Genomic DNA, 13,307 nt, shown 5'->3' with positions numbered 1-13,307 from the left:
TTTTCAATTTTCAATTCTCCATTTTCAATTCTCAAGCCGGGTCCACATCATAATGAACCAGCAACTGCTTAAACGGTACATATCCTTGCATCTCAGTATGAATACCCTCCAATATCTCACGAAGCGGAGCGATCCCGGCGGATATCTCGATCTTCAAGACGATCTTCTTGATATGAAGCGTCTGTACCCGAGTGATAGGCGGCGTAACCGGCCCCAACACCCGCTCACCCAAACGAGCACGAAGTTTCTCGGCGTATAAAGCAGACATTTCCTGCAAAGCCTCCTCATTCCGACTCCGAAGGATCAAGACGATCAAACGGTAGTAAGGCGGGTAACGGAACATACTACGCTCGCTCAATTGCAAGCTCACCATTTCCTTATAAGCAAAATGCTGCACCATACGGATCAAAGGATGCTCCGGCTGAGTAGTCTGCAAGATCACCGTACCCCGCTTATCCCGTCGTCCGGCACGTCCGCTAACCTGTACCATCAATTGATAAGCCCGCTCGTGCGCCCGGAAGTCAGGGAAATTCATCAGGCTATCGGCACTCAGGATTCCGACCACGCTGACATTCCCGAAATCCAATCCCTTCGACAACATCTGGGTACCAATCAAGATTTGTGTCTTCCCCTTCTCGAAATCCGAGATGATCCGCTCGTAAGCCGTGCGGGTACGGGCCGTATCGAAATCCAGCCGCTCCACCTTCGCCGCTGGGAATTGCCCAGCGATCTCCTCCTCTACCTTCTCCGTACCGAAGCCTTGCATCTTGAACTCCGTCCCCTTACACTCGGGACATACCTGCGGCAAGCGGTAGGTATAACCGCAATAATGGCAAACCAGCTGATTATGCGCCTTGTGGTAGGTAAGGCTAACGTCGCAATTCACGCAACGAGGCACCCACCCGCACCCTCGGCACTCGATCATCGGGGCGAATCCCCGGCGGTTCTGGAATAGGATCGCCTGCTCGCCCCGGGATAGGGCCTCCCGCACCTTCTCCACCAACAGAGGGGAGAAAAGGGTATCTTTCATGATCTTCTTGCGCTTTAGCTCCTTCACGTCCACCGTAATAATCTCCGGCATCAAGCAATCACCGTAGCGGGTAGATAACTCAACCAGACCGTATTTCCCCGCCGTAGCGTTGAAATAAGAATCGATGGAGGGGGTGGCGGAACCCAATAAGGTCTTACCGCCGTGCATACCCGCCAAGACGATGGCAGCGTTACGGGCATGGTAACGGGGTGCCGGGTCCTGCTGCTTATACGTATTCTCATGCTCCTCGTCCACGATAATCAAGCCCAAGTCCTTAAACGGAAGGAAGAGGGACGAACGGACCCCCAATACCAGCATAGGCTCGTCGTTATGCAATAGCTTATTCCAAACTTCCACCCGCTCGTTATCCGAGAACTTAGAGTGGTAGACCAATAGCTTATCCCCGAATAATTTCGCCAGCCGTTCCGTGATCTGGGTCGTGATAGCGATCTCCGGCAACATATATAAAACCTGCCGCCCCAGCCGCAAGACCTCATGGATCAAACGGACGTATATCTCGGTCTTACCACTGGAAGTCACGCCATGAAGCAAGCAGACCTCCTTCGTCTTGAAAGCCTCATGGATCTCTCCATAGGCTTTCTCTTGCGCCGGACTGAGCGGATTCGGCTCTTGCAAGCGGCAGACAGATACTTGCAAACGACCCACCTCTTTCTCGTAACTCTCCAAGATACCCCGTTTCAGCAGCCCCTCCAATACCGCAGAGGTATAACCACTGCGTTCCAATAGCTCTTTCTTGGAAAGCTCCTTCGATAAAGCGGGATTCAAGGTATGGCTTAAATCCAAGAAGCTGACCAGCAGAAGCTCTTGCTTCTTCGCTCGTTTCAAATCCTCGAACACCGCCTGTAATTTCGTCTCATCCCGGTAAGCCTCGGCCAAACGGATAAACGCCTGTGTCTTGGGAACGAATCCTCGCTTTAGCTCCTCGCTCACCTCGACCGCCCCTTTCACCATCAAGGAAGAGACGATCGGGACAACATTTCGAAGACCGGTCTTCTTCTCCAACTCCGAGATCGTCAATTTCAAAACCCCGCTAAAAGCATCCAGTACCGCTTGCTCGTTCGGGCGCAAGGGGGCGGTGGCCTCGAAATCCTCATTATAAGTAACCGCCGTCTCGCTTTCCAACTTTAAGCCGGAAGGCAAGGCCGCCTTATACACGTCGCCCAGCTTACATATATAATAAGAAGATATCCATTTCCAGAAACGGAGTTGCGGACGGCGGAGCACCGGCGTGGCATCCAGCAAAGCGTAGATCTCCTTCGTCTCAAAATCGGATACCGGTTCCCGGTCGTGTACCTCCATGACGATAGCCGTATAATATCGTTTCTTCCCGAAATGCACGATCACCCGGCAACCGGGAGTCACGGCTCTCTCCAGATCTTCGGGTATCCGATAGGTATAGCTATTCTCCAAAGGAAGGGGAAGTATGACGTCCGCGTATTTCATTCAAACAGGTGTTTCATTACGAGCCCAAAAATAACAAAAAAGGCCGGACTTCTAAAGCCCAGCCTCTCTCATTTTATTTTCACCTATTTAGAACAAGATCGCTGCCGTGATAGACCATCCACGGTTCTTTCCGGCACCGTCGGAGAGGTTCACCTTCTCAATACTATAGTTATCAGTCAGTCCCAGACCATAATTGAAACCCACCTGCAAGTGACTGATCAGCTCCACGCCGGCACCGAAGTTAAGACCTGCGCTGAAATTCTTCGCCTTCACCTGATCCGCTACGGAACCCGGGATATCCCAAAACTTATCACCGCCTACACGGAAACCGATATACGGACCGGCTGCCAGATACGCCTTGACGATCGGTAAGCCGAATTTCCATTTCAAGTTGACCGGAACATCGATATAATCCGTCTTCATCGAAGTCTTCACCCCGCCAGCCGAGGTCGTTTCCAAACCTTTTTGCGAATACAACACTGCCGCATCGATCCCGACACCGACCAACGGTAAGGTCGTCTCGATCATCGGACCCACTTGGAAGCCGGTTACGTTATCCGCTTTCAACACGTCCGAGTTGAAATGAACAGACGATATATTCACACCTCCCTTGATACCGAATTTAAGCTGAGCGTTCGCCGGAAGCGCCATCAACGCTAGCAAGGCAACCATAACAAGTCCCACAATTTTCTTCATATTCATACTTCTTTTGTTAATTACTCGTTGCAAATAAACGCACTTTTCTAATAATAAACAAATATTCTCTATAGAGTGTTCACGGAATACCCCAGTCCTTTAAACGCAAAGAAAGCATGCATCTTACACACGGAGCTCATCCCGTCGGTCAGATTCATGCTTCTTTCCCTAATTATTATGGCAAAATAATTATCCGAAACCATGAGACGACTTGATAAGAAAACCTTGGATAAAGAATAGTAAAAACCGGATACGGTTCTTGCGTTCTCTTCCGGCCTTTCCTCGAAGCCGTCGAAAATATACACGCCTTGCAGGTCTTCTGACTTACTTCCGGTCTTAAGCGCCTTCCCATTCACTTGAATGAACAGTGGCAACAGTATTGCTCAACCCGTTTATGAAGCTTACAGCAGCGGGACTGTCCGGGATTCTCACCCGATTCCCTTTTAATCCCTATCCGGCGATTGCCGAAAGGGAACAAAGCATGTAGCAAAGATACATAAAGTTTTGATGTAGCCTAACACTTTCCACAAAAAATATCCTTATATTCCCGGTTCCTGATATAGCATAAAGCCGCCCCGATAGCCGTGCGATATTCGGCATACTCCGGTATCTTGAAATGGACATCGCACATCTCCTCCAGACGGGGGAAAATATCCGGGCATTGTGGCAAGCGAGTCAGGTTACCGATCAATACGATATTCTTGATATCGCCATTTAACGAGGCGAAAACAGCTCCTTGTCCGATGGTCTGCAAGACCATATGAACGATACCGAGAGCGATATCCTCAACCTTAGCGTTCGCGTCCGCTTTTCCGAAAATAGAGGCTGTCACGTCCAGCGGCAGGCCGGGTAGCGGATGCGGCGTAATATCCCGGATATGCAAGTCGATATCATTCAAGGAACCGTGCTCGGCCAAAGACGCTATTTGGTGAAAGTCATGCGTTTTCAATAATAGCTTAGACAAGCCGAGGATTGTTCCGCCACCGATACCCAATCCCCCGATATGCTCGATCGTGGAGCCTTGTACCTTGACAAAGGAGGTACCCGTTCCCATGCTGACCACCAATAGACTGTCCAGTCCCGTATTATATTGCGCCCCTAGCCCATTCGCAAGGAACTCATCCGTCTTCGCAGTTGGTAAGCCATATAAAGGTTGATCGATATAGGCGCTACCTACACCCGTCAAGATCACTTTCTCTATATTCGAGAGCGAGATGTTATTATCATAAATATACTTACCGAAGGCTCCGAATAAAGAGGTTACCGGATCGGTAGCTTTCACGAACATCGGGTTCTTGATCTTCTTATCCTCCACGCCGACGATCTTGGTCGTGCTACCTCCCACATCTATACCTATAACGATTCCCATGATTCTTTCCCTTTTTAATTGAATAATCGCTACAAAAGTACATAAACCCGCATACAATACTAAAAAAGGCCGGACAAAATCAATTGTCCAGCCTCTCTTTATTTAAAAACCGTAAGGTCTAAACTCTATTTATTCGCCTAACAAGATCTCAAGGATCTGGCAAGCTGCCTTCGATACGGAAGTACCCGGGCCAAAGATAGCGGCAACGCCAGCCTTATACAAGAAGTCATAGTCTTGAGCCGGGATTACACCTCCAGCAATAACGATGATGTCCTCACGACCTAGTTTCTTCAACTCCTCGATAACCTGCGGAACCAACGTCTTATGACCAGCGGCCAAAGAAGAAACGCCCATTACGTGAACGTCGTTCTCCACAGCTTGACGGGCAGCCTCGGCCGGAGTCTGGAACAACGGTCCCATATCTACGTCGAAACCACAGTCCGCATAACCAGTAGCGACAACCTTAGCGCCACGGTCGTGTCCGTCCTGACCCATCTTAGCGATCATGATACGAGGCTGACGGCCTTCTTTCTTAGCGAATTGCTCGCAAAGCTCGCAAGCTTTCTGGAAGTCTGCGTCTTTCTTAGTTTCTGATGAATACACGCCTGAAATAGTTCTAATGATTGCTTTATAACGACCTACAACCACCTCGCAAGCATCGGAGATCTCTCCCAATGACGCACGCAAGCCAGCAGCCTTAACAGCCAACTCTAATAAGTTGCCCTTCTTCGTCTTCACGCACTCCGTGATATCAGCCAAAGCTTTTTGAACAGCGGCTTCGTCACGGTTAGCACGCAACTCCTTCAAAGCGGCGATCTGCTCGTTACGTACGGCTGTATTATCGATCTCAAGGATATCGATCGGATCTTCCTTCGGCAAACGATATTTGTTAACACCAACGATGGTCTGAACACCAGAGTCGATACGAGCCTGTGTACGAGCGGCAGCTTCCTCGATACGCATCTTAGGAAGACCTGTCTCGATGGCTTTCGCCATACCACCCATGCTCTCGATCTCTTGGATCAATGCCCAACCTTTATGTACCAACTCATTCGTCAAAGACTCTACATAGTAAGAACCAGCCCACGGGTCGATCTCCTTACAGATCTTAGTCTCTTCCTGAATGTAAATCTGTGTATTACGAGCGATACGAGCAGAGAAGTCGGTCGGCAAAGCGATCGCCTCATCCAATGCGTTCGTATGCAAAGATTGTGTATGTCCTAATGTAGCGGCCATAGCCTCGATACAAGTACGTCCTACGTTATTGAACGGATCTTGCTCGGTCAATGACCAACCGGAAGTCTGGCTATGTGTACGCAATGCCAATGATTTCGGGTTCTTAGCGCCGAAGCTCTTCACGATCTTCGCCCACAACATACGAGCCGCACGCATCTTGGCGATCTCCATGAAGTGATTTACACCGATAGCCCAGAAGAATGACAAACGGGGAGCGAACGCATCCACATCGATACCGGCGTTGATACCGGCACGAAGATATTCCATACCGTCGCACAACGTATAAGCCATCTCGATATCAGCCGTAGCACCAGCCTCCTGCATATGATAACCGGAGATAGAGATAGAGTTGAACTTCGGCATCTTCTGAGAGGTGTACTCGAAGATATCAGCGATAATCTTCATGGAGAACTCAGGCGGATAGATATAGGTATTACGTACCATGAACTCTTTCAATATATCGTTCTGGATCGTACCGGCCATTTCCTCCAACTTAGCACCTTGCTCCAAACCTGCGTTGATATAGAATGCCAATACCGGAAGCACACCACCATTCATGGTCATGGAAACAGACATCTTGTTCAAAGGAATACCATCGAATAACACTTTCATGTTCTCCAAGGAACAGATAGATACACCCGCTTTACCTACATCACCAACCACACGTTCGTTGTCGGCATCGTAACCACGGTGAGTCGGAAGGTCGAACGCAACGGACAAACCTTTCTGACCGGAAGCCAAGTTACGGCGATAGAAAGCGTTAGACTCCTCAGCGGTAGAGAAACCTGCGTACTGACGGATTGTCCAAGGACGCATAGCGTACATACCGCTGTACGGGCCACGTAGATAAGGAGGCAAACCGGAAGCATAGTTCAAGTGCTCCATACCCTCCAAGTCTTCTTTTGTATATACAGGTTTCACCTCGATATGCTCGGGTGTTTTCCAATTGGGCTCGATGCCATTGGCTTTTGCCCATTCGGCAGCGTTTGTAGCTGCGAATCCGGCATTCTTTATATCTATGTTTTTAAAATCTGGTCTCATAATTGTTTATACTTAAGCGATTCCTAATTTAGCGTTGAATGCTTTCAATGTCTCAAGCACATTGCTCTTTACATTTACGAACTGGTCGATACCTTGAGCCTTCAAGTCGTCCGCGCAAGCAGGAGCTCCGGCTACAACGAATTCGGCACGTCCGGCCAAAGCCTTGTAAGCGGCAGGAGCGAATTCTGCATACTCGTCATCACTAGAGCAAAGAACCACGATCTCGGCACCCGCCTTGACAGCAGCCTCAACACCAGCCTCAACCGTATCGAAGCCTAAGTTATCAATTATCTTATATCCGGCACAAGCGAAGAAGTTAGCGGAGAACTGTGAACGAGCCAAACGCATCGCCAAGTTACCTATCGTCAACATAAATACCTTCGGAGTCTTGCCACTCTTCTCTGTCGTCATACGCAAAGCCTCGAATTCAGAAGCGCCGCGAGAGAAATCTAGAGCCGGGATCGTTGCCTCACCGCAATGACCACCGCCACAACAGCAAGAACCTTTTTCTTGAATCTTATCGGCAGCTACTTCCGTGAAGTTAGGATACTGGTTAGAACCCAACAAGATCTCACGACGGGTAGCAACCGCTTTCTTACGAGCTACATTCGAAGCGTTAACGGCATTTTGGATCTCACCTGCGTTCACGGCAACGGAGAATCCTCCTTTTTCCTCAACCTCCAAGAACAACTTCCAAGCGACATCAGCCAAGGAATTCGTCAATACCTCTACATAATAAGAACCGGCAGACGGGTCAACGACCTTATCCAAGTGGCACTCTTCCTTCAATAATAATTGTTGGTTACGTGCGATACGCTCAGAGAAATCGTCTGGAGTCTGGTAAATCTTATCAAACGGGCGAACCGTGATAGAGTCTACGCCGGCAAGAGCGGCAGACATAGCCTCAGTTTGAGAACGAAGCAAGTTTACGTGAGCATCGTAAACCGTCATGTTCCACTCTGAAGTCTGTGCGTGAGCAACCATCTTGCAAGCGCATTCGCAGGCCGGCTTATAAGCGGCTACGATCTCGGCCCACAACCAACGAGCCGCACGGAGCTTAGCGATTTCCATGAAGTAGTTAGAGCTGATACCAAAATTGAATTTGATTTTCTTGGCAACCTCGTCAGCGGTGAAACCAGCCTCGGTAAGTTTTGCCATCAATTCGTTACCCCAAGCCAAGGCGTAACCTAATTCCTGAGAAATGTAAGCGCCAGCATTGTTGAAAAGGAACGCATTTACAGCCAATACACGGTAGTTAGGCAAAGCCTGTCCAGCTTTGAGCACAGCTGCGGCACCTTCTACCCACTCACTGTTTTCTTTACCTTTTACTAAAGGTTTCTTGAAAGCGTCATAGTTTACAGAACCGTAGCACTTCTCTGCGTCGACACCCTTGCCTTTGAAGTAGTCAGCCAAGATACCGATCAACTTCTCCGCTTTGCAGTTGCAAGTGTTGAAGTTCAATTCTACGGAAGCCGGACAAATACCTTCTAATAAAGTAGCTATATTCTCCTCGTTCACCTCATCACCTTTGATGATGAACCCAAGAGAAGTAACACCTTTCGTCAAAAGGTCAAGTGCTTTCTCATTAGCACCCTTGAAGCAGCAAACTTCAATGTTCTGGCGTACCTTCCAATCGTTGTCTTTCTTCGTTCCACGAACATAAGGGAATTCACCGGGAAGAGACTCTGTAGTCTTTAAACCCTCGATGTCTTCTGCACGATAGAAAGGATTTACATTAAATCCTTCGCCTGTCTTCCAAACAAGCTTTTTCTCAAACGGTACCCCTTTCAGGTCGGCCGTTATCTTCGCCATCCACTCTTCAGTAGACACAGGAGCGAATTCTGAGAAAAGTTTTTCTTTAAGTTCTGCCATAATATTAGTTGTTTATTAAACTGGTATTAGTAATGTTCAATACTATTTTGTTCAATTACAGATGGCAAAGGTAGAATAAATAAACAGTACCGACAATGAAAAAACAATGAAATCGCAACTACTTTTAACGCCTTTTAGTGGTATTCTCCCCGTTTTCTTGGCATTTTGATAAAAAACACACTTTTTCTTCAAAAAAACTCGGTTCAACTATTGCAGAATTAAAAAATATATCTACCTTTGCATCGTCAAACAAAAACAATGACACCTAAATGGTGGATTCGTCTAACGGTTAGGACACATGCCTCTCACGCATGTAATACGAGTTCGATTCTCGTATCCACTACAAAAGCTCTCAATCTATTGGTTGGGAGTTTTTTTTTATATACCTTCGCTACCCGATAGTATCCTAAGTCTTTCATTATACACTAAATTATATCATGAAAAGTAAAAAGACCGTCTTTCTGACCGGAGCCACCGGGACGATGGGACATGCCGGATTGGTCGAGTTGTCCAAGCGGCTAGATCGTTTTAATATAACACTTTTGGCTCGTCCAAGCAAAATCAATAAAGAGAAATTAGCCGCATATGAGGCCATGGCAGGGATCCGTATCGTTTGGGGAGACTTGACAAATTATCAAGATGTCTTAAATGGAGTAATGGGGGCGGACTACGTATTGCATGTAGGTGGAATGGTTTCCCCGGCAGCGGATTATTTCCCTAAAAAAACCTTGAAAGTAAACACGACCGCCGCCCAATATATCGTGGATGCCGTAAAAGCACAACCGAACTCAGACCGGATCAAGGTAGTCTATATCGGCTCCGTAGCGCAAACCGGCCACCGTAACGCACCTGTTCATTGGGGACGTACGGGAGATCCGATCAATATAAGTGTCTATGATCATTATGCCATCTCAAAGACAATAGCCGAACGTATTTTCGTGGAGTCGGGTATTAAACATTGGGCGTGCCTTCGCCAAACCGGTATCTTATGCCCCGAATTATTATTCAAGGGTTCGGACCCAATCACATTCCACGTACCGCTAGACGGCGTGCTGGAATGGGCTACCGCCGAGGATTCCGGTCGCTTACTAGCGAATGTATGCGAGGAGGAGGTGCCGGATAAGTTTTGGAACCGTTTCTATAATATTAGTAGCGGCCCGTCTTTCCGCCTGACGAATTATGAGTTTGAGAGTAAATTGTTAAAAGCGATTGGCTGTCCCGCCCCAGAGAAAATATTCGAACCGAACTGGTTCGCTATCCGTAATTTCCACGGACAATGGTATACCGATTCAGATCTATTGGAAGGATATCTGCATTTCCGCAGTAACCAAACTTGCGACGATTATTTTAAATGGATGGCCAGCCAAGTCCCTTGGTATTTCCACCTAGCAAAGATCGTCCCTCCTATCTTCATAAAACTGGGTATGGGAGCCATCGCTAAAAAGCCGGGACTGGGAACTCGTAACTGGATCAAGAACAGACACCAAGATCGTATATCCGCATATTTTGGCTCGTATGAGGATTGGCAAGCAATCCCGGGTTGGGATAAGATCCGGACAGAACGCCCCTCCGAAACACCCGTCTTTCTGGATCATGGTTATGATGAAAGTAAGCCTAAATCAGAATGGAATATCGAGGATATGCGTAAAGCCGCGGAATTCAGGGGAGGAAAATGCTTGTCACCGGCCATGACAAAAGGAGATTTATCGACTCCACTCGATTGGGAGTGCCAATTCGGTCACCGTTTTAAGGCCTCTCCCACATTAGTATTATTAGGAGGCCATTGGTGCCCGGAATGTTTACCTCTCCCTTGGAATTACGACGAGATCGCTAAAGGAAATCCGTTCTTTGCCCAAGTATGGTATCCATTCCACGATAAAAAGGAACACAATGTATATGATGAATCCATATTCACTGACTTCAAGGAATAAAATTCAACGCATCAAGAGATTTTTGTTTTTTAGATTATTTATCTCAACGCAACATACTTTTACCGGATATTATCTGTTATAACAATATAAGCACTATATACCATAAACATAAAAACAGATTTTATCATGACAAAAGGATCGATCGGATTAAATGCAGGAGCTATCTGGAATTTGCTTTCAGATGGCCAACATTGGAGTTTTGAGGCGTTGAGAGCAAAATCCGCTCTAACAGATGCGGATCTATGGTCCGCTATCGGTTGGCTCGCTAGAGAAAATAAGATTGAAATTGATAATACCAGCAGCCACCCTATCTTCTGTCCGGGTACCAACTTTTATTTTTAAATGACATTTATGATATTTCATTGTGAAGGATTTCACTTTCTTCGCAATGAAATCTTCAAAAAAACACTTACTTTGTAACCCTAACGAAATAAAAACAATACGATTATGAATCCTACTTTCGGAGCTTCCATTCTTTCTTGGATACCACCTATGTGGACACCAGAAGCCGGTCTTTTCGCTATCCAGCAAGCATCTGCCGCCGGTTTTGATTTACTGGAAATTTTGTTGCCTCCTTCCATGGAGTTCGACGCTCCAACCGTAAAGCGACAATTGAAACAACACGGATTGAAGGCGACTTGTTCTCTCAATCTTCCCAAAGAAGCGCATATTCCTTTTTATCCCAAGAAAGCGACTTGTCTGATCAAGGAGGCGCTGGATAAAGCGAGCGAACTGGAGGTTGATTACTTGGGAGGTGTCTTACATTCCGGCATCGGGGTCTTTTCCGGCAAACAGCGAACACAAGAAGAAGAAAATACACTTTGTGAGGTATGGGCAGAGGTTGCCGAATACGCCGCACGATCTGGAATCACGATCGGCATCGAGCCGATCAATCGCTATGAAAGTTATATGTGTACCTCTGCGGAGGAAGTCCTGCGCTTTATCAAACGCGTAAACGCACCGAATTTGTCTTTGCATCTGGATACTTTCCATATGAATATAGAAGAGACGAGTTTTTATGAACCGGTTATTGCGGCTGGCAGCCGGCTTCGCCATATTCACATGACTGAAAGTGACCGGGGAATGCTGGGTGAGGGAAACGTACGCTGGGATGATTTGTTCCGGGGACTACAGGAAATCGATTTCAATGGGAATTTAGTTTTGGAGAATTTCTCCAATTCTGTTCCCGGTATGGCGGAAGCCGTATCTTTGTGGCGTCCGTCTAAATACAATGCCGATGCCTTAGCCAAAGGCAGTCTCGCCTTCATGCGTAAGATGGCACGCGAATATCAATAAAGCATCAATTACCGCAAGACCACCGCAGTATTACCGCACGGCGGTTGCAGTAATGTCATGTCAAATGAGATGGTAGCATCAATCTTATCATTTAAATAGCTGCTGAACGACAGCGCTATCCCCATCATTCGGAGCAGGTTGTATATTCAATAAACGGGCAATCATCAAGTAAAGGTTCACGTTCGCCATTTGCGGGACCTCCGCATGTCTCTTGAACGAGGGACCTGCCGCATAGAATATGGCCTCCATCTCCGGCGTAAAATTATCGTAACCATGTGTCGCCGCATAACGGGGAGATGATTTCTCTCGGAATTCTACATACGTTCCAATATGTGGAGAAACAACTAAGTCACTAACTCGAGGATTCTTTCCGTAAACAAATTTCTCAGGAATCTCGTTTTTCTTCCATACGGTTATATTCGGCACTTTCTGTAAAATCGCATAGGCAGTATCCACATAGGTTTTCTTGGGATACAATAATGTAGGAACGCCATCAAAAACACAATCGAAACTATCCCGGGGTAGATAATCATTCAAGTTCACATATTTCTCGGGATAATAGGTGGCCATTCCATGATCCGAAAGAACGATAAAATCGATCTTATCGAAAATATCCAACTGACGGGCTTCCGTGAAGAAATGATTCAAGACTTTATCCAAGTTCTCCACCACATCCAAGGTCGCCGACGAATCCGGGGTAGCGGAATGACCTATCGCATCCGGTTCTTCCATATACCACATAATCAAATGAGGACGCACATCTTCCGGCAACTTCAGCCAAGATATCACGGAATCAGCACGATCTGAAAAAGGAACCGATTTATCAAACGGCTTCCATATTGAAGGCTGACCACTCTCTAAAGGCACCTCACTACCTACCCAATAGAACGAGGCGGTACGAACCCCTTGGCGTTCCGCCGTATTCCAAATAGGTTCTCCACCATAAAATTGCGGATCAAGATTTCCCATCCGGTATGAGCTATCAAGCTCCGCGTCATAAAAGAAATTATTTACCAAACCATGGTGATCCGGATGCAATCCGGTAGCCATGCTATAATGATTCGGGAAAGTCACGCTGGGATAACACGGGCGAAACGTGGAGCGAACCCCCACATTCGCCAAAGAATCCAACGTCGGAGTATGAGCACGTGACGGATAATCAGAGCGGAAACCGTCCATTGATAAAACTACGACATAACGATCCGATTGTTTTTTCGTTTGGCAACCGGTAAAAGCCAATGAACAAATACAAAAGAAACTAACGAGTAAGAACTCAATACGATTATTCCACATATCATTAAATTAAAAAAGAGGTCCACAAAGATAGTGAACCTCTTCTAATTATTAAATTTTATCTAATGAAAGATTTTTC

At 46.9% G+C, this 13,307-nt stretch carries 9 protein-coding genes, 1 tRNA gene and 1 riboswitch; of the genes, 4 read left to right on the top strand and 6 right to left on the bottom strand.

Going from position 1 to position 13,307, the window contains the following annotated elements:
* Nucleotides 1–31: 31 nt before the first annotated feature.
* The 5 genes from priA to mutA form a co-directional block, all read right to left on the bottom strand.
* Nucleotides 32–2,494, bottom strand: a complete 2,463-nt coding sequence (priA, locus tag DWX84_RS00765; RefSeq protein ID WP_008773690.1) for a primosomal protein N' — start codon at nucleotides 2,492–2,494, stop codon at nucleotides 32–34.
* Nucleotides 2,495–2,581: 87 nt separating this feature from the next.
* Nucleotides 2,582–3,190 carry a porin family protein gene (locus tag DWX84_RS00760; RefSeq protein ID WP_005867222.1) on the bottom strand — a complete coding sequence of 203 codons (609 nt, stop codon included), beginning with the start codon at nucleotides 3,188–3,190 and terminating at the stop codon, nucleotides 2,582–2,584.
* Between the two features lie 291 nt (nucleotides 3,191–3,481).
* Nucleotides 3,482–3,685: riboswitch (cobalamin riboswitch) on the bottom strand.
* Nucleotides 3,686–3,704: 19 nt separating this feature from the next.
* The gene (gene coaW / locus DWX84_RS00755) at nucleotides 3,705–4,559 is read right to left on the bottom strand and encodes a type II pantothenate kinase (protein WP_008773692.1); all 855 of its coding nucleotides are present in this window, start codon (nucleotides 4,557–4,559) and stop codon (nucleotides 3,705–3,707) included.
* Nucleotides 4,560–4,688: 129 nt separating this feature from the next.
* Complete coding sequence (scpA, locus tag DWX84_RS00750; protein ID WP_048927515.1) at nucleotides 4,689–6,836, bottom strand: methylmalonyl-CoA mutase; 2,148 nt, start codon at nucleotides 6,834–6,836, stop codon at nucleotides 4,689–4,691.
* Between the two features lie 12 nt (nucleotides 6,837–6,848).
* Nucleotides 6,849–8,708 carry a methylmalonyl-CoA mutase small subunit gene (gene mutA, locus DWX84_RS00745; protein WP_048927514.1) on the bottom strand — a complete coding sequence of 620 codons (1,860 nt, stop codon included), beginning with the start codon at nucleotides 8,706–8,708 and terminating at the stop codon, nucleotides 6,849–6,851.
* A 271-nt stretch (nucleotides 8,709–8,979) separates the two neighbouring features.
* On the opposite strand from mutA, the gene DWX84_RS00740 reads away from it, so the two are divergent.
* The 4 genes from DWX84_RS00740 (at nucleotide 8,980) to DWX84_RS00725 (ending at nucleotide 11,935) form a co-directional block, all read left to right on the top strand.
* Nucleotides 8,980–9,051 (top strand) — tRNA-Glu (locus tag DWX84_RS00740).
* Nucleotides 9,052–9,145: 94 nt separating this feature from the next.
* The gene (locus tag DWX84_RS00735; protein WP_048927513.1) at nucleotides 9,146–10,639 is read left to right on the top strand and encodes an NAD(P)-dependent oxidoreductase; all 1,494 of its coding nucleotides are present in this window, start codon (nucleotides 9,146–9,148) and stop codon (nucleotides 10,637–10,639) included.
* Nucleotides 10,640–10,765: 126 nt separating this feature from the next.
* The gene (locus DWX84_RS00730; protein ID WP_005854120.1) at nucleotides 10,766–10,981 is read left to right on the top strand and encodes a winged helix-turn-helix domain-containing protein; all 216 of its coding nucleotides are present in this window, start codon (nucleotides 10,766–10,768) and stop codon (nucleotides 10,979–10,981) included.
* A 105-nt stretch (nucleotides 10,982–11,086) separates the two neighbouring features.
* Entirely contained in the window at nucleotides 11,087–11,935 is an 849-nt protein-coding gene (locus tag DWX84_RS00725; protein ID WP_036615478.1) for a sugar phosphate isomerase/epimerase, read from the top strand.
* A gap of 87 nt (nucleotides 11,936–12,022) precedes the next feature.
* Here DWX84_RS00725 and DWX84_RS00720 read toward each other — a convergent pair whose 3' ends face one another.
* Nucleotides 12,023–13,228: an ectonucleotide pyrophosphatase/phosphodiesterase gene (locus tag DWX84_RS00720; RefSeq protein ID WP_005867211.1), complete on the bottom strand. Its 1,206-nt coding sequence runs from the start codon at nucleotides 13,226–13,228 to the stop codon at nucleotides 12,023–12,025.
* Nucleotides 13,229–13,307: the final 79 nt, after the last annotated feature.

It is taken from the genome of Parabacteroides sp. AF21-43 (assembly GCF_003635435.1).
In the GTDB taxonomy this organism is placed as follows: domain Bacteria; phylum Bacteroidota; class Bacteroidia; order Bacteroidales; family Tannerellaceae; genus Parabacteroides; species Parabacteroides distasonis.
Note: the sequence above shows the minus strand (reverse complement) of the source record. Positions and strands in the feature narration are given on the sequence as shown.